Here is a 25137-nt window from a genome sequence, read left to right as displayed (position 1 = left end):
AGAAACGCATGTTCAACACCCTGCTGCCCACGGTCATCCTGCTGGCGCTGGTGTTCGTTCCGCCGGGCATCGCCATCGCCGCCGTGCTGTGGCAGCGGCGTTGGGAGCAGCGCAGCGACCGCCGCTTGCCGATCAGCCAGCGCCTGCTGCACCAGGCGGGTGCGCAGGCGCGCCAGAAGATGGACGCGCTGGGCGAGGACATGATGGAACGGCTGGCCCAGCTGATGCTGATCGGCCCGCTGGCGATGCTGGTGATCCTGCTGCCGCGGGTGCGCTGGGACAAACTCCAGTTCAACTGGCTCAATTGGCTGGTAATGGTGGGCGCCACGGCATGGGCCGCGTGGCTGGTGCACAGCCTCACCCAGTTGCGCCGAAGCCGCCGGCAATGGCGCGAAGGCATGTTGGCGGAGATCGCCGCCGCACAGCAGCTGGACCGGTTGCAGGCGCAGGGCTGCTTCGTGCTGCACGACATTCCCGCGGGCGACTTCAACATCGACCACGTGGTGGTGGCGCCGCACGCGGTGTTCGCCATCGAAACCAAGTCGCGGCGCAAGCCGGGGACAGGTAAAGCATCCGCCAATGTCAGCTACGACGGCACGTGCCTGCAGTTCCCCGGTTGGAAAGAAACCCGCCCGATCGAGCAGGCCCGCGCCATCGCGGACTGGCTGGCCAAGTACCTGCGCGAGGAAACCGGCGAGCCCGTGGTGGTGTACCCGGTGGTGTGCCTGCCGGGCTGGTTTGTGACCCTGGGCAAGGGCAGTGTTGGCGCGGCGGTGCGCGTGATCAATCCCAAGATGACGGCGCTGTTCGTGGATGCGGGCGCGGCCCCGCCGCTTGCCCCTGCGCAGCGCAACCGCATCGTGCATGCGTTGAGCAAGCGTTACCCCGACCTCCAGGACTGATGCCCTGCGCTGACAGGGCAGCACCGCAATCATGCCTGCATGGGCGGAGCGGCCTTTCTGCAGGGCCTTCCAGGCGCCTTGCGTACTCCGTTGCACAGGCTGCTCCGCATCACCTCTACCGCCACCGCTACGCAACAACGCCACGCATTACCGGATCATCCGGGGCGTGGCTGGCTCATTTCAGCACTTCGCCCAAGTCAGGCCTTGCCAGGAACACGTGTGCCTTGCCCTGCTTATGTCGACTCATGAGTTGGGCATCGACCAAGCCCAGCAGGTCGGAGCGTGCCGTGTCGTAGGCGATGTCGTGCGTCCGCCGGTGAACCGCCACCGTGAAGGCCTTGCCCGGATGCTTCAGGGCGTTTAGCAGCAACGCCCGCTGGCGATGGTTCAGGGTTCGGCCCAGCTTGCTGCCGGGCTTGAGCAAGGCTTCCGCTTCGCGCTGGGCGCGCTGCTTGCGAGCGATGTATCCGTGCACGCCATCGATGGCCTTCAGCAGCACGTCGAGCTGGTGCGAAATGAAGTAGCTGGTGTCGCTGTCGTCCGATTCCGTGTAAAGGTAGGAGCGCGTGTACTGCGCCGGCGCCTTTTTCAGGATGCTGGAGATCGAGAAGTACTCGGTCATCCAGAACCCGGAGCGCAGCATCGACCAGTAGAACAACGCGCGGGCGGTACGGCCATTCCCATCAACGAACGGGTGGTCGTAGCCGATCATGAAATGGATGATGATCGCCCTCACCACGGGGTGGATGAAGTGTTCGCCGTCATCCGATTGGTTGGCGAAATCGCACAGGGCCTGCATGCGTGCAGGCAGCTCGTGGGCGGGCGGTGGAACGTGCAGCGTTGTGCCCGTTTCGTCCTCGACCACGATGTTTTCATCGCTCCGCCTGAAGCGACCGGCGGCATCCGGGTTCTTCAGGGTGCCGTCGGTCAGCATCCTGTGGATTTCGAAGACGGTATCCCGGGTCAGCGGTGCGTCGAGCCAGCGTTTCAGCTCCTGCATCGTCTGGAAATTGTTGACGATCATCCGCTCGCCGTAATCACGGGGCGGTCTACCTGCGCGCAGCATTTCCTTCGCCACTTCCGTGGTGGTCGCGGCGCCCTCGAGTTGGGACGAGGTCATGGCCTCTTCCATGAGTGATCGCACCAGGTAGCGATCCTGCATCGCGGCGGAAGGCAGGGCGCCCGTGCCCTGTAGCGCGCCCGCCGCGTCGCGGGCCACCAGGAACAGTTTGCGCTGGATGCTGTCGCTCGGAGAGAAACAGAAATTTCGCCCCGATTTGTCGCGAAGGGGCAGGGGTTTGCGCAGCGATTGCCGGGCAAGCTTGATGCCCAGCCACCATTGTTCGACGTCCAGGCCAGGCGGGGGCGTCAAGTGCCGCAGGTGGTTCCAGTGGTCATACGTGCCGCGCACTTCCGGGCCAATGCCCAGTCCCAATATCCGCCCTATCTGCCCGGCATGGCGCCTGAGCAAAGAAGGCAGGGGTGGCGGCGAGACCGGGAGCTTCATGGGCAATTACCAATTTGCTACCGAAACATATAGTAATCGGTAGGAAATTGGTAGTTCGTTGAGGAGGACGGGGGCGCCGTGGCGGTGATACTGGGCAAGCGCCACAGACAGGAGATACCCCATGAAACCCCGCACCCACGTGGCCCACGACGACGGCCAGCGCCGGCTGGCGGTGCTGATCGATGCCGACAACGCGCAGGCGTCGGTGATCGAAGGCCTGCTGGCGGAGGTGGCCAAGTACGGGCTGGCCAGCGTCAAGCGCATCTACGGCGACTTCACCACCCAGCAGCAGGCGCAGTGGAAGAAGGTGCTGCTGAAGCATTCCATCAGCCCGGTGCAGCAGTTCGCCTATACCAGCGGCAAGAACGCCACCGACAGCGCGCTGATCATCGATGCGATGGATCTGATGTACACCGGCCGCTTCGACGGCATGTGCCTGGTCTCCAGCGACAGCGATTTCACCCGCCTGGCGCAGCGCCTGCGCGAGGAGGGGCTGACCGTGTACGGCTTTGGCGAGCACAAGACGCCGGACCCGTTCGTGCAGGCCTGCGACAAGTTCATCTATACCGAGGTGCTGCGCGCCGAGGCGCCGGAGCCGGCCGCCGCCGCGCCCGCCAAGCCCGTGCAGAAGACCGCCGAGAACAAGCCGGCCGCCGCGAAGGCGACCGCGCCGGCGCCGGAGCCCGCTGTGGCCCCCGCGTCTGCAGCGGGCAAGGCCGCGCCGCAGCCGGTGCCCCTCGACCTGCTGCGGCAGGCCATCGAGGAAGCGTCCGACGACGAGGGCTGGGCGCATCTGGGCGCGATGGGTGCGTATCTCAACAAGATCAAGCCGAATTTCGATCCGCGCCTGTACGGGCAGAAGAAACTCAGCGACCTGCTGCGCAAGCAGCCCAAGCACTTCAGCGTGGTGGAACGCGAGACCGCGCCCGGGGTGAAGGCACTGTTCGTCCGCGCTTTGCCGGCCTGATTGCCGCAAGGGGCCGGACATAGAAACATCGGGATGACGCGCCGAAAGCTTGCGTCATCCCGATGCCGGGGGTAAAGGCGCGCACCGCCGCGTGGGGCAGGGGAGTTGGGGGAGCGGCGGCGGTGCGCGAAAGGGCTTAGAAGCGCATCTGCAAACGCAGGTTCACCGGATAGGACGTGCGCTTGCCGGTGTTGTTGATGGAGGCAAGGCCAAGGCCGGCCAGGGCGCTGTCGTTGTCGGACAGGTTGCCGTGGTAGCGCACACCCACCTCAAGACCCAGCGAGGTCTTTTCGGACACCGACCACAGCATGCCCAGATCGGCACCGCCGCTGAGCTGCCAGCCGCTGTCGAAGAACGGCACGTCATTCAGCGCGATGTTCGCGTCGGGGATGGTGAAGGTGGCCTTGATGCTGTTCACATGGGTGGCACCCAGCCGGCCGGCCACGTACGGGCGCACGCCGCCGGTGCCGAAGTAGTAGCGGTAGCCGCCTTCCAGCGAAAGCGCTTTGTAGCTGCCAAAGCGGCCGTAGACGGGCAGGGTGGTGTTGAGCGCCGGTACGAACGCGCCGCCGACTTGGGTGCTGCCGGCGCCGGAGCGGGTGTACATCAGCTGGCCGAAGGCCTCGTAATTGTCGCCCATGGGCCAGCCCATCTCGACGCCGAAGTTGGTCGCCTTGCCGTAGATCTTGTCGTACGAGCGCGCGCCGATGCGCAGCTCGGCCGACACGCCGGCCAGCGCCGGGTTCAGCGGGCCGAGATCGGCGATGGGGGCGATGGCGCCTTTGTGGACATCGCCGCTGACGCTGGTGTCGGTACCGCCGATCAGCGAGAACGTCGGGCCGCTCTGGGCCATGGCGGTGACGGGCAGGCCGAGAACGGCGGCAAACAGGGCAACGGACAGGCGTTTCATGCGGGGGACTCCTGTAGGGTTGGAAGGCCAGCAGGGGTGCTGGTGGCAAGCGATACGCCGAACCCGTCGCCCTGGATGCACCCGGCGCGGCGTTTCCGACCAGCGGTGCATGCAAGGCAGTGTTCTGCTGCCGCGCTTGATGGCGGGCAGGCTGGCCGCAGATAGTGGGCGATCCGCATTCAGGAGGCCGCGATGTCCCGCCTGTTCTCGCCCATCACCCTGGGCCCGCTCACCCTGGCCAACCGCATCGTGGTGGCGCCGATGTGCCAGTACGCCAGCACCGACGGCCTGGCCAACGACTGGCATGTGCAGCACTGGGGCGTGCTGTCGCAGTCCGGCGCCGGCCTGCTGCTGACCGAGGCCACCGCGGTGATGCCGGAAGGGCGGATCAGCTGGGCCGATCTGGGCCTGTATGACGATGCCTGCGAAGCGGCGTTCGCGCAGGCGCTGGCCAGCGTGCGGCGCTGGTCGCCGATGCCCGTGGGCGTGCAGCTGGCGCACGCCGGGCGCAAGGCGTCCACCCATCGCCCGTGGGAGCACGGCGGGCAGGCGATTGCGCCGGACGCGCCGCACGGCTGGCAGGTGGTGGCGCCATCACCGCTGCCCTATGCCGAGGGCGGCCCGGTGCCGCAGGCGCTGGACACGGCCGGCATCGCACGGGTGGTGCAGGCGTTTGCCGATGCGGCACGGCGCGCGGCGCGGCTGGGGCTGGAGGCAATCGAACTTCACGCCGCGCACGGCTACCTGCTGCACCAGTTTCTGTCGCCGCTCAGCAACCACCGCAGCGATGCGTACGGCGGCCCGCTGGAGCACCGCATGCGGCTCCTGCTGGAGGTGTTCGATGCCGTGCGTGCCGCAGTGCCGGACACGATGACGGTGGGCGTGCGCATCTCCGCCACCGACTGGGTGGACGGCGGTTGGGATCTGGCGCAGAGCATCGCCCTGGCGCGGGCGCTGGATGCCCGTGGCTGCCACTATCTGCACGTTTCCAGTGGTGGCCTGCACCCGGCCCAGCGCATCCCGCTGGCACCGGGCTACCAGTTGCCGTTTGCCGAAGCGATTCGCCGCGAGGTGGCGATGCCGGTGATCGGCGTCGGTCTGATCACCACGCCCGAACAGGCCGAGGCCGCGCTGGCGCAGGGGCAGGCCGATGCCATCGCCCTGGCCCGTGCGCTGCTGTACGACCCGCGTTGGCCGTGGCATGCCGCCGCCGCGCTGGGCGCGACGGTCGCCACGTCGCCGCGTTTTTTGCGCGCGGTGCCGCACGGCCTGCCGCCGCTGCTGGTGCCCGTGACGGGGACTGCCGGCTGAGCGCAAGCGGCGATTTGCTGTCGGGGTGGACAGGCCACGCGGCCGTCACGCCCTGCCTTCCACCCACGCAAAGGAGGATCTGACCATGAAGCTTTACTACAGCCCCGGTGCCTGCTCGCTGTCGCCGCATATCGTGCTGCGTGAGGGCGGCTTTGATTTCCAGCTGGAGCGGGTCGATCTCAAAACCCGACAGACCGAGCACGGACGCGATTACCGCACGGTGCATCCGCTTGGCTGCGTACCGGCGCTGGAGCTTGACGACGGCCAGGTGCTCACCGAAGGCCCGGCCATCGTCCAGTACCTGGCCGACCGCGTGCCGGACACCCAGCTGGCACCGGCGCCGGGCACGTTGGCGCGCTACCGGCTGCTGGAATGGCTCAACTTCATCTCAACCGAGCTGCACAAGGGCTTTGGCGGGCTGTTCAACCCGGCGTTCCCGGAACAGGCCAAGACCATCTTCCGCACCCTGTTGCAGGCCCGGCTGGACGAGGCGCAGCGCCGTCTGGGCAACCAGCCTTACGTGCTGGGCGAAACCTTCACGGTGGCCGATGCCTACCTGTTCACCGTGCTGGGCTGGGGCAAGTACGTCGGTGTCGATCTGGCGGCCTGGCCGGGCCTTGCGGCCTATTGCGGCCGGGTTGCGGCGCGGCCGGCGGTGCAGGCGGCGCTGGCCGCCGAAGGCCTGCGCTGAAAAGCCTCACCACACACATTCACTTCATGACCAGGACATTCCATGGAACCGCTGTTTACACCGATCACTCTGGGCACGCTGCAGTTGCCCAACCGCATCGTCATGGCGCCGATGACCCGTTGCCGCGCGCTGGGCAATGTGGCCAATCCGCTGATGGCCCGTTACTACAGCCAGCGGGCGGACGCCGGCTTGATCATCACCGAGGGCACATCGCCTTCGCCCAATGGTCTGGGCTATGCGCGCATTCCCGGGTTGTTCTCGCCGGAGCAGATCGCGGGCTGGAAGACGGTCACGGACGCGGTGCACGCGGCGGGCGGCCGGATTTTCGTGCAGTTGATGCACACCGGACGGGTCGGCCATCCAGCCAATCTGCCGCCCGGGGCACGGTTGCTGGCGCCTTCGCCCCTGGCCGCGCCGGGCGAGATCTGGACCGACACCCGGGGCATGCAACCGTATCCGGTGCCCACGGAAATGACCGAAGACGACATCGCCGCCACCATCGAGGAATACGCCACCGCGTGCAAAAACGCGATCGCGGCCGGCTTTGACGGTGTCGAGCTGCACGGTGCCAACGGCTACCTCATCGACCAGTTCCTCAATACCGCCACCAATCAGCGGCAGGACCGCTGGGGCGGCAGCATCGACAACCGCATCCGCTTTGCCCTGGACGTGGCCAAGGCGGCCGTGGCTGCCATTGGCGGGGCACGTGTGGGGATGCGGGTTTCCCCCTACGGCGTGTTCAACGGCACGGCGGACGACCCCGACATGGATGCGCTCTACCAGCGTCTGGCCGAGGCGCTTTCCGACATTGGCCTGGTGTATCTGCACATCGTCGATCACAGCGCGATGGGCGCCCCGCCGGTCAGCCAGACGCTCAAGGATGCGCTGCGGTCGGCGTTCCGTGGCCGCTACATCCTCTCCGGTGGCTACGATGCGGCCCGTGCCAATGCCGATCTGGCCGCCGGCAAGGGCGATCTGGTGGCGTTCGGGCGCCCGTTCATCGCCAACCCCGACCTGGTGCAGAAACTCGCCAGCGGCGCGGCCTTGGCGGAGGCGGATCCCGCCACGTTCTACACCGCCGACGCCAAGGGCTACACGGAGTTCTGATGCGGCAGCCCGCGCTGTTCATTCCGCACGGCGGCGGCCCCTGTTTCTTCATGGACTGGCAGCCGCCGCAGACCTGGGTCAAGCACCGGGATTTTCTGGCGGGGCTGCCGGCCCTGCTGCCGGAGCGACCGCGGGCGTTGCTGGTGATCTCCGCGCATTGGGAATGCGCCCGGCTGACGGTGCAGTGTCAGCAAGCCCCGTCGCTGCTGTTTGACTACGTCGGCTTCCCGCCGCACACCTACCAGCTCAGTTGGCCCGCGCCCGGTGCGCCGGTGCTTGCCGAAAAAGTGGCGGCACTGCTGGATGCGGCTGGGCTGCCCTACGGGTTCGACGAGGCACGTGGATTCGACCATGGCGTGTTCGTGCCGTTGAAAGTGGCATTCCCCGAGGCGGACATTCCGTGCGTGCAGCTGTCGCTGCACGCCGGGCTTGATCCAGCCCTGCATCTGGCGGTTGGCCAGGCACTGGCGTCGTTGCGTGACGAAGGGGTGTTGATCCTGGGCTCCGGCAACACCTATCACAACCTTCCGGTGATGCTGGGCGCGGCGCATGACCCGTCTGCCCCCGTCCATGGCATGGCGTTCGATCGTTGGTTGACGGAGACGATCGAACTGGACGATCCCGATGCGCGCCATCAGCGGCTGCTGGCCTGGGCGCAGGCGCCCGGTGCCCGTGACGCGGCGCCGCGTGAGGAACATCTGCTGCCGCTGTTCGTGGCCGCCGGTGCGGGCGGCGCAGACAAGGCACGCCGTATCTTTCGCGATGTCGTCTTGGGCGCGGTGCAGAGCGCGTTCCGGTTTGGCTGAAAAACTTCTGCCGCGATCAAGGCGTAGTCAGCAGGCCGGGCGGATTTCAGTTCACCGCTGCACCCAGGGTGTCGCGTACGCTGGCATGCAGCTGCCGGCGCAGGCTCAGCCAGCCGGCCAGCATCGCCGCCAGCATGCCGCCCAGTGCGCCGATCGCCAGCGTGCTGCCGCTCCAAGTGGGCGGCAGGTCCAGAACGCGCTGGGCGAACAGGGTGCCGATGCCGGCGGCGGCCACTGCGGCGATGCCGCCCGCGATCGCGCCGATCGCGCCGAATTCCACCAGTTGCGCGGTACGCAGCTGCGCGCTGCTGGCGCCCAGCGTGCGCAGCACGCCCAGCTCGGTGATGCGCTCGCGTCGGGTTGCCGCCACCGCCGCCACGAACACCAGGCAGCCTGACAGAAAGGCGAACCAGAACACGATCTGGATCACCAGCGCGGCCTGGTCGCCGATGCGTCGGATCTCGCTGGTGATGGCGTCGATGTCGATCACATTGGCGTTCGGGATCGTCTGCGACAGGGCGACCGCCAGCCGGGTGTCGCCCACCGGGACCTTCACTGCGGTGATGTAGGTGGCGGGCAGACCGCGCGCCAGATCGGGCGAGGCCAGTACGAAGAAGTTCGGGGTGAAGCTTTCCCAGCGCACGTCGCGCAGGCTGGTGATGCGGCCCTCGATGCGCTGGCCGGCCACATCGAACACCAGCCTGTCGCCCAGCTGCCAGTGCAGGGCTTCGGCGAATTTCGTCTCCACCGAGAACTCACCGCGCGCGGTGGCCGGGTTCCAGAAGCGGCCGGCGCGCAAGGTGTTGCCGGCGGGCAGGGTGTCGGCGGTGGATAGGTTGAACTCGCGGTCCAGCAGCCGCTCGCCGCGGCCCTGTGGCGCCGGCCGGCCGCGCTGCTGGGCGCTTGCGCCGACGTAGCGTGCGCGGATGACTGGCGACAGGCCGGCCGAGGTGTAGCCCAGCCGGTTTAGCACAGCGTCGAAGGCGGGCCGCTGGTCCGGCTGCACGTTGATCACGAAGCGGTTGGGCGCGTCGCCGCGCACGGTCGCCTGCCACTGTTCCCACACGTCGGTGCGCACCAGCAACAGCAGCAGCAACGCCATCAGGCTGGTCCCCAGCGCCACCACCTGCGCGATGGTGAGGCGGCGCCGGCGCGACAGGTTCAGCAGCGCATACCGGACGATGCCACGCCCGGCCCGCCCGGCGCGCGCCACCAGTGCGGTCAGCGCCCAACCGGCCACGCCCAGCACCGTGGCGGTGGCCAGCAGCCCGCCCAGCAGGATGGCGCCGGTGGTGGCGTTGCCAGCCGCCTGCCAGAACAGCGCCAGCAACCCGGTCAGCGCCAGCCCGAACAGCAGCAGCGCGGGGGGCGAGGGCGTGCGCAGGTCGCTGCGCAGTACCGCCAGCGCGCTGACCCGGCGCAGCGCCAGCAGCGGCGGCAGCGCGAAGGTCAGCAGGATCCACAGCCCCACCAGCGCCCCCTTCAGCAGGGGCCAGGCGGTGGCCGGGGGCAAGGCGGTGTCCAGTTTTTCCGCGATCCAGATGCCCGCCAGCTGCTGCAGCAGCGCCGCGGCCAGCAGCGCCAGTGCGATGGCGGCACTCCCCAGCAGCGCCAGCTGGCCAATGTAAAGACCGACAATGGTGCGCTGGCCTGCCCCCAGTGCGCGCAGGGTGGCGGCGATGGCGCGGTGGCGCTCGGCATGTTGGCGCGCGGCCATGCCGATGGCCACGGCGGCCAGTGCCGCGGTCAACACCAGCGACACCGCCAGGAAACGCTGCGCACGGTCCAGCGCGGCGCGTAGCTGCGGGCTGAGGTCGTCGCCGGTTTCCACCCGCGCGCCCGGGCGTTTGCTTGCTTCACGCGCCTTCACCCACGCCTGGATCGCAGCCGGCGGCCCGGCCACCGCCACCCGCCAGGAGGCGCGCGCACCGGGTGCCAGCAGGCCGCCGGCTTCGATATCCGCCAGCGGCACGATGGCGCGCGGGCCCAGCTCGACGCCGCCCAGCGGTCGGTCCGGTTCTTCCACCACGATCCCCGCCAGGCGCAGTGGCCGGCCACCCACCTCGATCACTGCGCCCAAGGGCGCCTGCAGACGCTCGGCACCACTGGCGCTCAGCCACAGTGTGCCGGCCGCGGGCCGGGCCAATGCCTGCAGACCGCTGGCAGTCCGCACACGGTACGGTCCCAGCAGCGGCGCATCCCCCGCCAGGGCTTTCAGCGTGCCCAGCTGCGGCACGCCGCCATGCATGCCCACCATGCTGGTCAGCTCCACGCTGCGGTAGCTGCGCAGGCCCAGCCGGCGGGCGTCGCGCAGGGCGGCGTCCACCCCGCCGTCGTCGCTGCTGAAGGCCGCGTCGCCGCCCACCAGACGCCGGCTCTGCGCGGTCAGCGCGTCGGTGGTGCGCTGGACGACGCTGCCAACGCCAGCCAGTGCCAGCACGGCCACGAACAGCGCTGCCAGCAGCACGCCGAAGTCGCCGTTGCGCCAGGCCGACCAGGCCTGCCGTGCGGCCATCCGCGCCAGCCGCCTCACGGCAGCAACCGCCCGGCGTCCAGCCGCAGCTGGCGGTCGCAGCGCGCGGCCAGGCGCTCGTCGTGGGTCACCACCACCACCGTGGTGGCGCGGGCGTCGTCCATGCCGAACAGCAGGTCCTCGATGGCCAGCCCGGTCTTGCGGTCCAGGTTGCCGGTGGGTTCGTCCGCGAACAGGATCCGCGGCCGGGTGACGAAGGCGCGCGCGATCGCCACCCGCTGCTGTTCGCCGCCGGACAGCTGGCGCGGCAGGTGGTGCAGGCGCCGGCCCAGGCTGACCTGCTCCAGCAGTGCACGCGCGGCTGCGCCGCCGGCTTCGCCGCGCAGCTCCAGCGGCAGCGCCACGTTGTCCAGCGCGCTCATCGTCGGCATCAGCTGGAAGTTCTGGAAGACAAACCCCACCGCGCGGGCGCGCAGGGCGGCGCGGGTGTCCTCGTCGCTGGCGTGGATCGGCGTGCCGTCCAGCCACACCTCGCCGCGGCTGGGCAGGTCCAGCCCGGCCAACAGCGACAGCAGGGTGGTCTTGCCGGAACCGGATTCGCCGACGATGGCAACCCGCTCGCCGGGGGCGATGTCCAGGCGGATATCGTCGAGGATGGTCAGTTCGCCGTCGGGCAGCGGTACGGTCTTGCCGACATGGTGCGCGCGCAGGCTGCCGCGGCCGGGCGTGCTAGCGTTGCCGGGACTGGATGCGGAGGCAGACGCGATGGTGTCAGCGGTGCGGGCGTGGGTGTTGGGCGCGGTGGTCATGGCGACGATGCTAGCGGCATCGGTCGCGCATGCGCGGGAACAGGTGGTGCTGGTCATGGGGGACTCACTTTCGGCGGCCTACGGGTTGCGCCCGGAGCAGGGCTGGGTGGCGCTGGCGGACGCAAAATCCACGCGCTATACCTTCCGCAACGCCAGCGTCTCGGGAGAGACTACGGCGGGCGGGCGCAGTCGGATCGATGCTGAACTGGCGCGCACGCGGCCGGATATCGTCATCATCGAGCTGGGCGCCAATGACGGCCTGCGCGGCCTGCCGCTGCGGCAGATGGGCGCCAACCTGGGCTGGATGATCGGCCGCAGCCGCGCGGCCGGCGCCCGCGTGCTGCTGGTGGGGCTGCGCCTGCCGCCGAACTTTGGGGCCTATGCCGACCAGTTCCAGCGCAGCTATGTGCTGATCAGCCAGCGCCTGCGGACCGGCCTGATTCCCCATTTTCTTGCCCCGCTGGGCACGCAGCGCAAGTGGTTCCAGGCCGACAATCTGCATCCGGTGGCGGAGGCGCAGCCGCTATTGGCCGATGAGGTGCTGCGCGCACTGGACGCGCTGCCACCGCGTTGAAACCTGGCTCGCCTGCGCGAGCGGGCGCTGTGCTTACGCGGATGGCCGGGCGATGGCGCGCCAGCCGATGTCGCGGCGGTGGAAGGCGTGCGGCCAAGTGATCGCGGCCACGCCCGCATAGGCCGCGCGCTGCGCTGCGGCGATGCTCTCGCCCAGCGCGCACACGCACAGAACGCGGCCGCCGGCGGTGACGATGGTGCCGTCGTTGCCCAGTGCGGTGCCGGCGTGGAAGACCTTGGCGGAGGCGGGCACGGCATCGAGGCCGGAAATCGCTTCGCCGCTGATGGGCGTATCCGGATAGGGCCGGGACGCCATCACCACACCCAACGCCGGGCGCGGTTCCCATTGCGCTTCGATGCGATCAAGTTGGCCGTCGAGGGCGGCCTCGATCAGATCGACCAGATCCGAGCGCAGGCGCAGCATCACCGGCTGGGTTTCCGGGTCGCCAAAGCGCACGTTGAACTCGATCACTTTCGGTGCGCCGCTGGCGTCGATCATCAACCCGGCATACAGGAAGCCGGTGAACGGCACGCCGTCGGCGGCCATGCCGGCCACGGTGGGCTGGATGATCTCGCGCAGGATGCGTGCATGCACCTCGGGCGTGACCACCGGCGCCGGCGAATACGCACCCATGCCGCCGGTGTTGGGGCCGGTGTCGCCATCGCCCACCCGCTTGTGGTCCTGGCTGGTGGCCATCGGCAGCGCGTGCTGGCCGTCCACCATGCAGATGAAGCTGGCCTCTTCGCCTTCGAGAAACTCTTCAATCACCACCCGCGCGCCGGCATCACCGAAGGCGTTGCCAGACAGCATGTCGCGCACCGCGGCTTCGGCCTCGGCCAGCGTCGTCGCCACGATCACGCCTTTGCCTGCGGCCAGGCCGTCGGCCTTGATCACGATCGGCGCGCCGTGCGCGCGCACGTGGGCCAGCGCAGCGTCCACGTCGGTGTGCACGGCGTAATGCGCGGTCGGGATGCGATGACGGTGCAGGAAGGCCTTGGCGAACGCCTTGCTGCCTTCCAGCTGCGCAGCAGCGGCGCTGGGCCCGAAGATGCGCAGGCCGGCGGCGCGGAAGCGATCCACCACGCCAGCCACCAGCGGTTGCTCGGGGCCGACCACGGTCAGCGCCACGCCTTCGTCCTGCGCCAGTTGCAGCAGGCCGTCGATGTCGGTGGCCTTGACGGCCGCATTGCGGCACTTCGGTTCGCTTGCGGTGCCGGCATTGCCGGGGGCGACGATGACGTCGGCAACCCGCGGCGATTGCGCCAGCTTCCAGGCCAGTGCGTGCTCGCGGCCGCCGGAACCGATGACCAGGACTTTCATGGCAGGGGCCTCATGCGGTGGAGGTGGAAAACTCATGCCGGTGGCGGGCAGGCGGCGGCGGGCATCGCCACTTCGAAGAACAGCCTGCCTTTGCGGTCGATGAAGCGGCGGACCAGGTGGGCCTGGGTGGTGCGCAGCGGCTGCACCGCAGGGTCTGTGCACCAGTCGCGCAGCGCTTCGCGCTCGGCTTGTTCCAGTTCGTGGATACGCGGGTTACGACGGGTCTTGATGGCATCACCCAGCGGGCTGCGGATGGTTTGCACCAGGGCATCGCCTTCCACGCGCACCGATGCGATGGTCAGGTCTTCCACGTAGGGCGCCGGCAGGCCGGAGGCCAGCGTGGCCTGCGCCCGGGTCAGTGCCGCGCGGGTGGCGTCGTCACCGCAGGCGGCAAGCCCGGCGAGCAGCAGCGCCAGTGCGCAGGTGCGGGCGAGGGGTGGGGTGCAGTGGCTGGCCATGGTGGGTGTCAGTGCCGGAAGTGCCGCACGCCGGTGAACACCATCGCAATCCCGTGCTCGTCTGCCGCGGCGATCACCTCGGCGTCGCGCAGCGAACCGCCAGGCTGGATCACCGCCTGGATGCCGGCTTCAGCGGCGGCGTCGATGCCGTCGCGGAACGGGAAGAAGGCATCGCTGGCCATCACCGAACCCGGCACGACCAGCCCCGCATCCTGCGCCTTGATGCCGGCGATGCGTGCCGAATACACCCGGCTCATCTGTCCGGCGCCAACACCAATGGTGCGCTGGTCCTTGGCATAGACGATGGCGTTGGACTTCACGAACTTGGCGACCTTCCACGCGAACAGCAGGTCGGTGAACTGCGCTTCGGTCGGCGCGCGCTTGGTCACCACCTTCAGCTCGTCGCGGGTGACCACGCGGTCGTCGGCGGTCTGCATCAGCATCCCGGAATTGATCCGCTTGGTGTCGATGAAGCCCGGCGACGGGGGCGCCATCGGGATGCGCAACACCCGCACGTTGGCTTTCTTCTTCGCATACGCCAGCGCGTCGGCGTCGTAGTCGGGCGCGATCAGCACCTCGACGAACTGGCGGTCGAGGATGGTCTTGCAGGTGGCGCCATCGAGCGGCCTGTTGAAGGCCAGGATGCCGCCGAACGCGCTGGTGGGGTCGGTAGCATAGGCGGCCTCGTAGGCGTCGAGGCAGCCGGTGCCTACGGCCACGCCGCAGGGGTTGGCGTGCTTGACGATCACGCAGGCCGGCGCATCGAATTGGCGCACGCATTCCCAGGCGGCGTCGCTGTCGGCGATGTTGTTGTAGCTGAGCTCCTTGCCCTGCAACTGCTCCAGCGTGGCCAGGGAGCCAGGCGCCGGATACAGGTCGCGGTAGAAGGCGGCCTGCTGGTGCGGGTTCTCGCCGTAGCGCAGGTCCATGACCTTCACGAAGCTGCCGTTGGCCTGCGCCGGGAAGGTTGCCCGCACCGGCACATCGGTGGAGGCGTCGGTGATGGCCGAGAGGTAGTTGCTGATCGCGGCGTCGTACTGGGCAACCCGGTTGAAGGCCGCCACGGCCAGGTCGAAGCGGGTGCGCGCGCTGACCGCGCCGGCATTGGCCTGCAGTTCGGCCAGGAGCTGCGGGTACTGGGCCGGATCGGTCAGCACGGTGACCCGGGCGAAGTTCTTGGCGGCGCTGCGCAGCATGGTCGGGCCGCCGATGTCGATGTTTTCCACTGCCTCGGCCAGGGTGCAGTCGGCGCGTGCCGTGACCGTTTCGAACGGGTAGAGATTCAGCACCAGCAGGTCGATGGCAGGGATGCCGTGTTCGGCCATCACCGCGTCGTCGAGGCCGGCGCGGCCCAGCAGGCCGCCGTGTACCACCGGGTGCAGAGTCTTGACCCGGCCATCCATCATCTCCGGGAAACCAGTGATCTCGGCCACGTCTTTCACCGCCAGGCCCGCCTCGCGCAGCGTTCTGGCGGTGCCGCCGGTGGACAGCAGTTCCACGCCGAACGCGGCCAGCGCACGAGCCAGCTCGAGCAGGCCGGTCTTGTCGGAAACGGAGAGCAGGGCGCGGCGCAGCACGACCGGCGCGGCGGGGGTCAGGTCGGTGGACATGCAGGGGGCGGGGCAGTGGGGAAGCGCGAAATTATACGGCGGTGCGCTGATCCGGCCCCGCCGGCCTCAGCCCATCGCGTAGTCGCGCAGCTTCTTGCGCAGGGTGGCCCGGTGGATGCCCAGCATCGCCGCGGCGCGGCTCTGGTTGCCGTCGCAGTGGCGCAGGACTTCCGCGAACAGCGGGATCTCCAGTTCGCGCAGGGCGATGCTGTAGAGGTCGTCGGTATCGCAGCCATCGAGGTCACGCAGGTAGCGGCGGACTGATTCGGCGACGTGTTCACGCAGCGGCACGCGGGGGCCGGTGTCCTGGCGATGACTGGCGGAATTCAAGGCAATACCTCTTCTGTAACGGCCCGCGCGCGCAGGGCATGCGCGACGGGGGCAGCGAGTCTAGCGCGATGCGCGCAACTGCGTGAGTCCCCGCCCGCATTCATCGGTGCAGCAGGTCACGGATCCGCGCGCAGGATCACTCGAAGCGGAAATCGAACCCCACCACGCCGGGCGCGGGCTCGACGACGTCGAACGCGATCTGGCCGGCCTGGCCCGGTGCGATTTCGGCGGTATGAGGGGCGTCGCCCAGGTAGTCGGCCGGACGGAAGCGGCGCGCGCCCAGCGGCTTGCCGGTCATGTCCGACAGGGTCAGGGCCAACACGGGCCAAGGCTGCGGCCAGCGCGCATCGTTGCGGAAGCTGGCCTGCACGCGCAGCACGCCGGGACGGTCGGGCGGGGCGATCACATCGCGCGAGAGCAGCACGAAGGCCGCTGGCTCGCGCCAGGCCGGCAGGCGGCAGCCCAGCGCGCCACAGGCGCTGGCCAGCAGCGGCCGCAGGGCGGGGCTGGCGGCCAGCCGTTCGCGCTGCAGCCAGCCCAGCTGCGCCAGCAGGGCCAGGCCCAGCAGCGTGGCGGCCAGCCATTCGCCACTGCGGCGCGGCCTTGCAGATGCGCCCGCGATGAAGCTCGGGGTGCGGCTCATGGGCCGACCGGCCGGGTGTTGCGCACGCCGTCCACGCGCACCCAGTCGTCCTCACGGGCGATTTGCAGCGCATCGAACCACGGCGCGAAACGCGCCAGCAGCTCGTCCTCCTGCCCGGCCAGGATGCCGGACATCGCCAAGCGGCCGCCCGGCGCGGTGCGTGCGGCAAGCACTTCCGCCAGCGCGTCCAGCGCCGAGGCCAGGATGTTGGCCACCACCACCGGATAGGTGCCCGCGGGCGCGTCCTGCGGCGTGGCCACCTGGATAGCCACGCCGTTGCGCAGGGCGTTGTCGGCGGTGGCGGTGATGGCCTGCGGGTCGTTGTCGATGCCCACCGCAGCGGCGGCGCCCAGCTTCAGCGCAGCCAGCGCAAGGATGCCGCTGCCGCAGCCAAAGTCCAGCACCGTTTTGCCCTGCAGCTCGCCGCAGGCGGCGAGGCCATCCAGCCAGCGCAGGCATAGTGCGGTGGTGGGATGGGTGCCGGAGCCGAACGCCAGGCCCGGGTCCAGCCGCACCACCGCCGCATCCGGCGTGTCGGCGCCGTCCGGCAGGGCGTGATCCCACGGCACGATCCAGGTGCGTGCGCCGAACCGCATGGGCTGGAACAGGTCCAGCCACGCGCGCTCCCAGTCCTGGTCCTCGACCTTCTCGAAGCGGGCCTTGTGCCACGTAAGCCCCGGATCGAACGCCTCCAGCGCGGCCAGCAGCACCAGTGCGTCGGTGTCGTCGGGGAACAGCGCGGTCAGCGTCATCTCGTCCCACAGCGGCAGCTCGCCGACGCCGGGTTCGAAGATGGCCTGCTCGTCGGCCGCATCCAGGTGCGCGTCCTGCAGGGTCACGGCGAGCGCGCCCACATCCTCCAGCGCGCGCTCCACGCGCGGTTGCAGGGCTTCGGTGCAGGGAAGAGTCAGTTGCAGGTAGGGCATGGCGGGGATGGCGCGGGGCGATCGCGCCATTCTCGCAGGTTCGCCGTGGGCTGCACGGGCGGGTCAGCCACCCAGCAAGCCCTTCAGCAGGCCTTTCATGGTGGGCCGCTTCTGGGCAGGTGCCTTACCGCCGTCGCCGTTGTCCTGCTCCTGCGGCATGTCCATCCCGCCGAAGTCCAGGCCCAGCATCGCGGTGGCGCTGGACTTGGCGCGCAGCCGCACGCTCCATTCCGGGTTCCACGGCTGCTTCGGATCGGCCGGCTTGGGCGGGTAGGTGATCCAGTGCTCCGGCCCATAGGCAGTCATCATCAGTATGGCCGGTACTATTCCGGCCTCGCTGCTACCGGCACTGGCGAAGATGCCCTTGGGGATGGTGCAGCGGGTGGCGGTTGCCGGCAGCAGGATTTTCTGTTTCAGCCACTTGTCGATCTGGCCGCTGCCCAGGTAGGCGTGCAGGTCGCTGCCGGCGCCGGGGACGTCGGCGCTGCTCCAGACAGTGAGCGCGAAGGAATGTTCGTTGAGCATCTGCATGTGCATGCCGCTGATGAAGTAGGCGCGCGCGCGCTCCACCGCCGGCCAGTCCAGGCCGATGGCATCGGCAAGATCGCCCTGCGTGCGCAGCGCCAGCTTGGGCATGAAGTCCGCGCCGTCCTCCACCGCGAAACGCATCGAGTCCGGGATGCCATTGCCGACGATCCGGTGTTCGCCCGCCAGGCGCGCGCCGGTGGGCACCTGCTTGCCGTCCTCGCGGTTCGGCCAGTAGACGTAGCCGGGCTTGAGGTCGATGTCGCGGTCGGGCACATACAGGCCCTTGGACAGGCTGCCGCTGGATTCAATGCCAATGCCCTGCATCCCGGCCACCGGGTTGCGCGCGTCGATGTCGCGGTTGCCGCCCTTGACCTTGAAGGTGGCGACCTTGGGCTGACCGGGGCGGACCGTCTCACCACAGCCCCAGTATTCGGAGATCTTCACCTCGACGTCGGGCACCTTGCCGTCCAAGTTGTCGCCCTTGGTCGGGGTGCTCGGTTCGATCGGAATCAGGTTCAGCGACTTGCCCAGGCGCAGACCGTCCGGGACCAGGTCCTGCGCCCGCGCGCCGGGTTGCAGCGCGTTGTGCAGGGCCATGTCCAGGAACTGCCCGCTCATGCCGGCATTGCGCGCGGTCGGGTAGATGGGCTTCGTCGCGCCGCTGCCGCCCATGTGGCGGGCCATGAAGCCGCCCAGGCCGCCCATCATCGCGCCCATGTCCGGCATCCCGGCCATGTTGTGGGTGGCGACGTCGATATAGAGGTTGGTAGGCGGCGCTTTGCCCTGCTGACTGGCGGCGGGCAGCGTGAGCAGTGTGGTGGCGAGGGCGATCAGAGGGGCGGCGCGGCGCATGGTGAACTCCGGAAGCGGCAATGGCTTCCGGGTACAGCGTAAAAAGCCGGCGCAAGCGGACATCGGCCGCCCCCCGCGCCGGCAATGTGCCAGTGCTCAGAGCAGCGAGAGCGCCTTTTCCTTGCGCTCGGCCAGTCGCTTTTCCAGGTAATGGATGTTCTGGCCGCCCTGGCAGAAGCCGCCGTCGGCCATGATCCGCTGCTGCAGCGGGATGTTGGTCTTGATGCCATCCACCACCATCTCGGAGAGCGCCACCCGCATGCGGGCGATCGCCTGGGCGCGGTCGGCGCCGTGCACGATCAGCTTGCCGATCATCGAGTCGTAGTTGGGCGGGACCCGGTAGCCCTCGTAGATATGGCTGTCCACCCGCACGCCCGGGCCGCCCGGGGCGTGGAAATGCTGGATCAGGCCGGGGCTGGGGAAGAAGGTGTCCGGGTCCTCGGCGTTGATCCGGCATTCGATGGCGTGGCCGCGCAGCACCACGTCGCTCTGCTTGATCGACAGCTTGTGGCCGGCGGCAATCAGCAGCTGCTCGCGCACCAGGTCGATGCCGGTGACCATTTCGGTGACCGGGTGCTCCACCTGGATGCGGGTGTTCATCTCGATGAAGTAAAAGCGGCCGTTCTCGAACAGGAACTCGAAGGTGCCCGCGCCGCGGTAGCCGATGCGCAGGCAGGCCTCCACGCAGACCTTGCCGATCTGTTCGCGCAGCTCGGGGGTGATGCCCGGTGCCGGCGCCTCCTCCACCACCTTCTGGTGACGGCGCTGCATGGAACAGTCGCGTTCGCCCAAGTGGATGGCGTTGCCCTGGCCGTCGGCCAGCACCTGGATCTCCACGTGGCGCGGGTTCTCCAGGAACTTCTCCATGTACACCATATCGTTGCCGAACGCGGCCTTGGCTTCCTGCTTGGTGGTGGCGATGGCGTTCACCAGCGCCGCCTCCGAATGCACCACGCGCATGCCGCGCCCGCCGCCGCCGCCGGCCGCCTTGACGATGACCGGGTAGCCGATCTCGCGGGCGATCTTGACGTTGGTGGCCGCATCGTCGCCCAGCGGGCCGCCGCTGCCGGGCACGCAGGGCACGCCCGCGGCCTTCATGGCGCGGATGGCCTCCACCTTGTCGCCCATCAGGCGGATGGTGTCGGCCTTCGGGCCGATGAACACGAAGCCGCTCTGCTCCACCCGCTCCGCGAAATCCGCGTTCTCCGACAGGAAGCCGTAGCCGGGGTGGATGGCCTGGGCATCGGTGACCTCGGCGGCGGCGATGATCGCCGGCATGTTGAGGTAGCTCTCCGGCGAGGGCGCCGGGCCGATGCAGACGGACTCGTCCGCCATGGCGACGTGCTTCAGGTTGCGGTCCACCGTGGAGTGCACCGCGACGGTGCGGATACCCATGGCGTGGCAGGCGCGCAGGATGCGCAATGCGATTTCGCCGCGGTTGGCGATGACAACTTTTTCAAGCATGAGGGTTTCCGATTCGTTCGTCCGGCCCGCCGACGCGCGCGCCGGGGGCGATCGCAGGCGTTGGCCTGCTTACCCGATCACGAACAGCGGCTGGTCGAACTCGACCGGTTGGCCGCTTTCGCACTTGATCGCCAGCACGGTGCCGGAAACATCGGCTTCGATCGGGTTGAACATCTTCATGGCCTCGATGATGCCCAGGGTATCGCCCGCCTTGACCACCTGGCCCACGGTCACGAACGCCGGCTTGTCCGGTGCCGGGCTGGCGTAGAACGTGCCCACCATCGGCGCGCGCTGTACGTGGCCGGCTGGCAGTTCCGGATCGGCAGGCTTGGGGCTGCCGCCGGTGGCGGCCTGCACCGGCGAGTTCATCGGCATCGGCGCGGTGGCCGGGGCCGGGACGTGGTGCACCGCCGGGGCAGGGGCCGCCGCCAGCGCGCCCTTGGGCACCCGCGCCAGCCGGACGGATTCCTCGCCCTCGCGGATTTCGATTTCGGCCAGGTTCGACTCTTCCAGCAGGTCGATCAGTTTCTTGATCTTGCGCAGGTCCATGGGGACGCTCCTTTCTTGGATGCTTCAGGCCCGCAGCCGCGCCAGCGCGGCGTCAAGGGCGTAACGGTAGGAATCCGCCCCGAAGCCGCAGACCACGCCGACCGCCTTGTCGCTGAAGTAGCTGTGCTGGCGGAAGGGTTCGCGGGCGTGCGGGTTGGAGAGGTGGATTTCGATGAAGGGGATGGCCACCGCCGCCAGCGCGTCGCGCAGGGCGACCGAAGTGTGGGTGAAGGCGGCCGGATTGAGCAGGATGAAGGCGGTGCCATCCAGGCGAGCGGCCTGAACGCGGTCCACCAGCGCGTGCTCGGCGTTCGACTGGAACGCCTCCAGCGCGTGGCCGGCGGCTTGTGCGCGCGCGGCGAGGTCGGCGTCGATGTCGGCCAGCGTCATGCGGCCATAAACCTCCGGCTCGCGGGTGCCGAGCAGGTTCAGGTTGGGGCCGTGCAGGAGCAGGAGCTTCGCCATCGTGCGGGTGGGATCCCCGAAAACAGGCGCGCAGTGTCCCGCGAAAGGTGGATGCTGTCCAGTTCGGCGAACTTTTACCGGATAACGCGATTTTAAGCGGATGTTTGAGTTGCGGCTCTAATGTCCGCCCGCTGCGGGCCCCGGCGTTTGTGCCGGCGCATCTGCGTCGGCCCAGCGGGCGATCTCGGCTGCGTCGGCGAAGGGCCCGATCCGCGTCTTCTGCAGGCGCCCATCCGCGGAGACCAGCACCGAGTAGGGCAGCACGCCGGCCGGGTTGCCCAGCCGCACGCCCGCGTCCGCGGGGCCGGGGGCATCGACCAGCACCGGGTAGGTGATCCCGTGCTGGCGCAGGAAGGCTTGGACCGCCGGGGCATCGTCCAGCGCAATGCCGACCACTTGCACGCCGTTCGCCCCCTGCGTGGCGGAAAACGCCTGCAGGTCGGGCATTTCCTTCAGGCAGGGCGCGCACCAGCTGGCCCACAGGTTGACCAGCGTCGGCCGGCCGGCCCAGGCGCGGGGGACCTCGACCGCGGTACCGGCCACGTCGCGCAGGGTCATAGGGGGCACGGTGGCACCCGGCTGGGCCACCGCCACGCCGGCGGGCGGGGCCGGGGCGCGGGCCTTCAGGGTGACCCCCAGCACCCGCTGCCCCAGCGCCGTGCCGGCCAGCCGGTAGGCCACGGTGGGTTCGAAGAACAGGCTGGCGGCAGCGCCGGCCAGCGCGGCGAGCACGGCCACGCCCACCACCGCCCGGTGCGATGGCATCAGCGCGCCGCCTCGCGCAGCGCGTCTTCCACCATGCCCGCGGTGAGCAGGGGAGGCAGGATGCGGCCCTCGCCGCCGTCGCGCGGGTACACCACGTACAGCGGCACGCCGACCGCGCGATGGCGCTGCAGGTAGGCGGTGATGGCGGGATCCACGTCGGTGTAGTCCCCCAGCATGTAGACGGCGTTGGTCGCGGCCAGCGCGGCGCGGAAGCGCGGGTTGGAGAACACGGTTTTTTCGTTTGCCTTGCAGCTCACGCACCAGTCCGCGGTCATGTTGACGAACACCGGACGCCCCTGCGCGCGCAGGTCGGCCAGTGCCTGCTCCGACCAGCGGACCTGGGGCAAGCCGTCCGCGGAGGTCGCTGCCGTGACGGCCTGCGGACGCGGCAGGGCGTGCAGGCGGAGCAGCGGCCAGGCGATGGCCAGCAGCGCCAGGCCGGCCACGGCGCGCCAGCGCCGGGCGCCGTCGTGGCGGGCGCGTGCTGCGGCCCAGGCCGCCAAAGCCAGCAGGATCGCAGCCGCCAGCCACAGGCCCACGGCGTCGGCACCCCGCAGCCTGGCCAGCACCCACACCAGCCAGGCGGCGGTGGCGTACAGCGGGAACGCCAGCAGCTGCTTGAGCGTGTCCATCCATGCGCCGGGCTTCGGCAGCAGGCGGGCGAAGGCGGGGACGAAGCCGATCAGCAGGAACGGCAGCGCCAGCCCCAGCCCCAGCAACAGGAACACCAGCAGCGCACCGGCGACGGGGCCGGTGAAGGCATAGGCCAGCGCCGCGCCCATGAACGGCGCGGTGCAGGGCGTGGCCAGCACCACCGCCAGCACGCCGGTGAAGAAATCGGCACGGATGCCGTCACCCTGCAGCAGCGCGCCGGTGCGCTGGCCCAGGCCGACGTTGGCGTGCCACAGCCCCGACAGCGACAGGCCCAGCGCGAACATCACCAGCGCCAGTCCGGCCAGCACCAGCGGCTGCTGCAGCTGGAAACCCCAGCCCAGCGCCAGCCCGGCGTGGCGCAGCGCCAGCACCAGCGCGCCCAGCGCCAGCATCGACAGCAGCACCCCAGCGGTATAGGCCAGGGCATGGCGGCGCCCGCGCCCTTGTCCGCTCTGCGCCAGTGACAGCGCCTTCAGCGACAGCACCGGCAGCACGCAGGGCATCAGGTTGAGGACCAGGCCACCGCCCAGCGCCAGCAGCAGCGCCGCCAGCAGGCCGGGCGTGGCGCGGGTGGGCGGCGCCTCGCGGCTGGGTGTGGTTTGCACGACCGCCGCGGAGGGTGGGGTCGCGGGGGCGGCGACGGGGGCGGCGGACGGGGCGGTCGGCGTACTTGCCGTGGCGGGTGTTGCGGCCACCGGCGCGGAGGCCAGCGTGCCAGCCTTGCCGGCCGGCAGCGCCACCGCCAGGCGGCGCGTCATCGGCGGGTAGCAGATGCCGTCGGTCTGGCAGCCCTGCAAGCCCAGCACGAGGGTGGCGCGGGTGGCGGCGGTGGTCGTGCGGGTGACCGGCAGCGGGATTTCGACTTCGTCGAAGTAGACGGCGACCTCGCCGAAATGCTCGTCGCGGTGCGGGGTGGCCCGCGGCAGGGCGGCCGGCGGTGGCAGCGCGGTGGACAGGCCGCGGTCGGCCAGGGCCACCGACAGCTTGTCCCGGTAGAGGTAGTAGCCGCGGGCCGGGGTGAGCCGCAGCAGCAGGGTGTTGCCGTCCAGCGCGATCAGCTCGCTGGTGAAAGCCTGTTCGGCCGGCAGCGGCGCGGCGTCCACCGCGCCCGCGTCCGCCCCACCCAGCGCGAACAGTCCGCCCTTGCGGGTCGGCAGAAAGCCCGCGTCAGCACTGCCTGCGGCTGGCGGCAGCGCCACGGTCAGGGTGCGGGTCTGCGGTGGATAGCACACGCCGGCATCGGCGCAGCCCTGGTACTTCACCGTCAGCGCCACGCCGGTGGCGTCCGCGGCCGGGGTGCCGCGGACCACGCCCACCAGCTGCTGGCGGTAGGTTTCCACGTCGCCGAAGAACTCGTCGCGATGCCTGTCGCCGGTCGGCAGCGCCAACGTCGGGTTGGCGAAGGCGGCACTGGTCTTCACCGAGGTGCGGTGCCGGTACAGGTAGTAGCCGTCGGCGATCTTCCAGCGCACCTCGATGCGGTCGCGCGCGGTGGCCTGTGCCGACAGCACGAAGACCTGGTCGACCGGGGGCAGCTCGACGTCGGTGGCGGTGGCCGGCAGCGTGGCCAGCAGGCCCGCGATCAGGGCTGGCGCGGCCAGCCAGGGGCGCAGGCGAAGGGTCAATCCGGTCATCGGGTCATTCTACTGGACGGGTCGATGCGACCACCCACTGCAGGTACGCAGGCAGGCCGGCCGCGGATTCGACCGCCACCAGCGCCGGCAGTTCATACGGATGCAGCGCGCGCAGCCGCGCCTCCAGCGCTGGGTAGCGGTCGCGGCTGGTCTTGATGAGCAGCAGCACCTCGTCCGCGCGCTCCACCGCGCCCTGCCAGCGGTACACCGAGCGCAGGCCCGGCAAGAGGTTCACGCAGGCGGCCAGGCGTTCGCCGACCAGGGTCTCCGCCAGGCGTTCGGCACTGGCGGCATCGGGGCAGGTGGAAAAGCACAACAGGGCGGTGTCCATGCACGATAGCCTAGTGCCTCGCCTGGCGCCTTGCCCGTGCTGCGGCGTTCCTGCCCTGGTGCCGGCCGGCCCGGCCGCTGCCTGGCGGGGTGGAGATTTTTTCACTGCCTCCCCTTGAAACCCCTGCGCACCGCCCCATCTACGCAGGCATCCCGGTAGCGGGGTCTGCTTGTCCCCGCGATTTGGCACCTGGTCTTGCCGAGTGCTAAAATCCCCGGGTTTTCTCCACAAAATCAACCATTTGCAGAGGTTGCACATGTCCAACATCAAGCCGCTGTACGACCGCGTGGTCATCAAGCGCATGGAAGAAGAGAAGCTGTCCGCGGGTGGCATCGTCATCCCCGACAGCGCCACCGAGAAGCCGATCAAGGGCGAAGTGATTGCCGTGGGCACCGGCAAGGTGCTGGACAACGGCCAGGTGCGCGCCCCGCAGGTGAAGGTGGGCGACAAGGTGCTGTTCGGCAAGTACAGCGGCACGGAAGTGAAGCTGGACGGCGCCGAACTGCTGGTGGTCAAGGAAGACGACCTGTTCGCGATCCTCGGCTGATCGC

The 25137-nt window shown here is 69.4% G+C and carries 25 protein-coding genes; 8 read left to right on the top strand and 17 right to left on the bottom strand.

The genetic code is table 11. From position 1 onward, the window contains the following. Window positions 1-8: 8 nt before the first annotated feature. Entirely contained in the window at window positions 9-902 is an 894-nt protein-coding gene (locus tag ACK4SG_RS07465; RefSeq protein WP_409601097.1) for a nuclease-related domain-containing protein, read from the top strand. A 175-nt stretch (window positions 903-1077) separates the two neighbouring features. Here ACK4SG_RS07465 and ACK4SG_RS07460 read toward each other — a convergent pair whose 3' ends face one another. After that, the gene (locus ACK4SG_RS07460; RefSeq protein ID WP_409601096.1) at window positions 1078-2409 is read right to left on the bottom strand and encodes a Fic family protein; all 1332 of its coding nucleotides are present in this window, start codon (window positions 2407-2409) and stop codon (window positions 1078-1080) included. A gap of 121 nt (window positions 2410-2530) precedes the next feature. Here ACK4SG_RS07460 and ACK4SG_RS07455 point away from each other — a divergent pair, with 121 nt between their 5' ends. Beyond that, entirely contained in the window at window positions 2531-3376 is an 846-nt protein-coding gene (locus ACK4SG_RS07455) for an NYN domain-containing protein (RefSeq protein ID WP_409601095.1), read from the top strand. 136 nt (window positions 3377-3512) lie between these two features. On the opposite strand, the gene ACK4SG_RS07450 is transcribed toward ACK4SG_RS07455, so the two are convergent. Beyond that, complete coding sequence (locus ACK4SG_RS07450; RefSeq protein ID WP_409601094.1) at window positions 3513-4286, bottom strand: hypothetical protein; 774 nt, start codon at window positions 4284-4286, stop codon at window positions 3513-3515. A gap of 192 nt (window positions 4287-4478) precedes the next feature. On the opposite strand from ACK4SG_RS07450, the gene ACK4SG_RS07445 reads away from it, so the two are divergent. From ACK4SG_RS07445 to ACK4SG_RS07430, 4 genes are all read left to right on the top strand, one after another. Beyond that, window positions 4479-5597, top strand: a complete 1119-nt coding sequence (locus ACK4SG_RS07445) for an NADH:flavin oxidoreductase/NADH oxidase (protein WP_409601093.1) — start codon at window positions 4479-4481, stop codon at window positions 5595-5597. A gap of 85 nt (window positions 5598-5682) precedes the next feature. Then, the gene (gene gstA / locus ACK4SG_RS07440; protein ID WP_409601092.1) at window positions 5683-6288 is read left to right on the top strand and encodes a glutathione transferase GstA; all 606 of its coding nucleotides are present in this window, start codon (window positions 5683-5685) and stop codon (window positions 6286-6288) included. A 42-nt stretch (window positions 6289-6330) separates the two neighbouring features. Beyond that, window positions 6331-7395 carry an alkene reductase gene (locus ACK4SG_RS07435; protein WP_409601091.1) on the top strand — a complete coding sequence of 355 codons (1065 nt, stop codon included), beginning with the start codon at window positions 6331-6333 and terminating at the stop codon, window positions 7393-7395. Continuing rightward, complete coding sequence (locus ACK4SG_RS07430) at window positions 7395-8201, top strand: DODA-type extradiol aromatic ring-opening family dioxygenase (RefSeq protein ID WP_409601090.1); 807 nt, start codon at window positions 7395-7397, stop codon at window positions 8199-8201. Before ACK4SG_RS07435 ends, ACK4SG_RS07430 begins: the two co-directional genes overlap by 1 nt. A gap of 46 nt (window positions 8202-8247) precedes the next feature. Here the strand turns inward: ACK4SG_RS07430 and ACK4SG_RS07425 are convergent, their stop codons facing one another. Together ACK4SG_RS07425 and ACK4SG_RS07420 are read right to left on the bottom strand one after the other, a co-directional pair. Further along, the gene (locus ACK4SG_RS07425; protein WP_409601089.1) at window positions 8248-10716 is read right to left on the bottom strand and encodes an ABC transporter permease; all 2469 of its coding nucleotides are present in this window, start codon (window positions 10714-10716) and stop codon (window positions 8248-8250) included. Window positions 10717-10730: 14 nt separating this feature from the next. Beyond that, entirely contained in the window at window positions 10731-11483 is a 753-nt protein-coding gene (locus tag ACK4SG_RS07420) for an ABC transporter ATP-binding protein (protein WP_409601088.1), read from the bottom strand. On the opposite strand from ACK4SG_RS07420, the gene ACK4SG_RS07415 reads away from it, so the two are divergent. Further along, a complete protein-coding gene (locus ACK4SG_RS07415; protein ID WP_409601087.1) occupies window positions 11482-12057 on the top strand; it encodes an arylesterase in 576 nt (191 codons plus the stop codon). The two genes, ACK4SG_RS07420 and ACK4SG_RS07415, sit on opposite strands and share 2 nt — an antisense overlap. Before the next feature lie 33 nt (window positions 12058-12090). Here ACK4SG_RS07415 and purD read toward each other — a convergent pair whose 3' ends face one another. From purD to cutA, 13 genes are all read right to left on the bottom strand, one after another. Continuing rightward, window positions 12091-13377, bottom strand: coding sequence for a phosphoribosylamine--glycine ligase (purD, locus tag ACK4SG_RS07410; RefSeq protein ID WP_409601086.1), 1287 nt, complete (start codon window positions 13375-13377; stop codon window positions 12091-12093). 32 nt (window positions 13378-13409) lie between these two features. Continuing rightward, the gene (locus tag ACK4SG_RS07405; protein WP_409601085.1) at window positions 13410-13835 is read right to left on the bottom strand and encodes a hypothetical protein; all 426 of its coding nucleotides are present in this window, start codon (window positions 13833-13835) and stop codon (window positions 13410-13412) included. 8 nt (window positions 13836-13843) lie between these two features. Further along, the gene (purH, locus tag ACK4SG_RS07400) at window positions 13844-15445 is read right to left on the bottom strand and encodes a bifunctional phosphoribosylaminoimidazolecarboxamide formyltransferase/IMP cyclohydrolase (protein WP_409601084.1); all 1602 of its coding nucleotides are present in this window, start codon (window positions 15443-15445) and stop codon (window positions 13844-13846) included. Window positions 15446-15511: 66 nt separating this feature from the next. Continuing rightward, window positions 15512-15775 (bottom strand): DNA-binding transcriptional regulator Fis, encoded by a 264-nt coding sequence (fis, locus tag ACK4SG_RS07395; protein ID WP_409601083.1) that lies wholly within the window; start codon window positions 15773-15775, stop codon window positions 15512-15514. Window positions 15776-15911: 136 nt separating this feature from the next. After that, a complete protein-coding gene (locus tag ACK4SG_RS07390) occupies window positions 15912-16418 on the bottom strand; it encodes a DUF3426 domain-containing protein (RefSeq protein ID WP_409601082.1) in 507 nt (168 codons plus the stop codon). Continuing rightward, window positions 16415-17344: a 50S ribosomal protein L11 methyltransferase gene (gene prmA, locus ACK4SG_RS07385; RefSeq protein ID WP_409601352.1), complete on the bottom strand. Its 930-nt coding sequence runs from the start codon at window positions 17342-17344 to the stop codon at window positions 16415-16417. Before prmA ends, ACK4SG_RS07390 begins: the two co-directional genes overlap by 4 nt. Window positions 17345-17407: 63 nt before the next feature. Beyond that, a complete protein-coding gene (locus tag ACK4SG_RS07380; protein WP_409601081.1) occupies window positions 17408-18724 on the bottom strand; it encodes a hypothetical protein in 1317 nt (438 codons plus the stop codon). 96 nt (window positions 18725-18820) lie between these two features. Further along, window positions 18821-20188, bottom strand: a complete 1368-nt coding sequence (gene accC, locus ACK4SG_RS07375) for an acetyl-CoA carboxylase biotin carboxylase subunit (protein WP_409601080.1) — start codon at window positions 20186-20188, stop codon at window positions 18821-18823. A gap of 69 nt (window positions 20189-20257) precedes the next feature. Then, the gene (gene accB, locus ACK4SG_RS07370) at window positions 20258-20737 is read right to left on the bottom strand and encodes an acetyl-CoA carboxylase biotin carboxyl carrier protein (RefSeq protein ID WP_409601079.1); all 480 of its coding nucleotides are present in this window, start codon (window positions 20735-20737) and stop codon (window positions 20258-20260) included. Window positions 20738-20761: 24 nt separating this feature from the next. Next, window positions 20762-21202, bottom strand: coding sequence for a type II 3-dehydroquinate dehydratase (gene aroQ, locus ACK4SG_RS07365; protein WP_409601078.1), 441 nt, complete (start codon window positions 21200-21202; stop codon window positions 20762-20764). Between the two features lie 117 nt (window positions 21203-21319). Further along, on the bottom strand, window positions 21320-21967 hold the full coding sequence (locus ACK4SG_RS07360; RefSeq protein ID WP_409601077.1) for a TlpA family protein disulfide reductase: 648 nt from the start codon (window positions 21965-21967) through the stop codon (window positions 21320-21322). Then, a complete protein-coding gene (locus tag ACK4SG_RS07355) occupies window positions 21967-24255 on the bottom strand; it encodes a protein-disulfide reductase DsbD family protein (protein ID WP_409601076.1) in 2289 nt (762 codons plus the stop codon). Before ACK4SG_RS07355 ends, ACK4SG_RS07360 begins: the two co-directional genes overlap by 1 nt. Window positions 24256-24259: 4 nt before the next feature. Further along, a complete protein-coding gene (gene cutA / locus ACK4SG_RS07350; protein ID WP_409601075.1) occupies window positions 24260-24586 on the bottom strand; it encodes a divalent-cation tolerance protein CutA in 327 nt (108 codons plus the stop codon). A 256-nt stretch (window positions 24587-24842) separates the two neighbouring features. On the opposite strand from cutA, the gene groES reads away from it, so the two are divergent. Beyond that, complete coding sequence (gene groES / locus ACK4SG_RS07345) at window positions 24843-25133, top strand: co-chaperone GroES (RefSeq protein WP_409601074.1); 291 nt, start codon at window positions 24843-24845, stop codon at window positions 25131-25133. The last annotated feature ends 4 nt before the right edge of the window (window positions 25134-25137 follow it).

It is taken from the genome of Thermomonas sp., assembly GCF_046293095.1.
Lineage (GTDB): Bacteria > Pseudomonadota > Gammaproteobacteria > Xanthomonadales > Xanthomonadaceae > Thermomonas.
Note: the sequence above shows the minus strand (reverse complement) of the source record. Positions and strands in the feature narration are given on the sequence as shown.